The sequence below is a fragment of the Pseudomonas sp. SIMBA_041 genome, from assembly GCF_046535095.1.
Classification (GTDB): Bacteria; Pseudomonadota; Gammaproteobacteria; order Pseudomonadales; family Pseudomonadaceae; genus Aquipseudomonas; species Aquipseudomonas mucoides.
Genome location: NZ_JAWRXJ010000270.1, coordinates 1 through 274, shown reverse-complemented (window position 1 = coordinate 274; position 274 = coordinate 1). Strand labels below are relative to the sequence as shown.

Here is a 274-nt window from a genome sequence, read left to right as displayed (position 1 = left end):
AGGGTGGTCGGCAGCGGCTTTACCACCACTGTGTCCTGGGCCAGCTCGAAGGTCAGCCCGCTGCCTTGCAGCAACTGTTGCAGCGCCTGCACCGGCGCCAGGTTGCCGGACACCGCCGGGGCCTGTTTGCCGGCCACAAGCTCAGGGCTGTAGAACAGTTGCAGGTTGGTCTGCTGGCCCAATTGGCTCAGGGCCGAGGCCAGCGGTTGTGCCTGGATCTGGATTGCGCCGCCAGCCTGTTCGGCGTGGCTGTTGACGGCCACGGCACTGACCG

1 protein-coding gene is annotated in these 274 nt (G+C 66.8%); it reads right to left on the bottom strand.

From position 1 onward, the window contains the following. Window positions 1-274, bottom strand: a 274-nt coding sequence (locus tag SB725_RS31150; RefSeq protein ID WP_410923260.1) for an STN domain-containing protein, incomplete at both ends; no start/stop codon positions are given.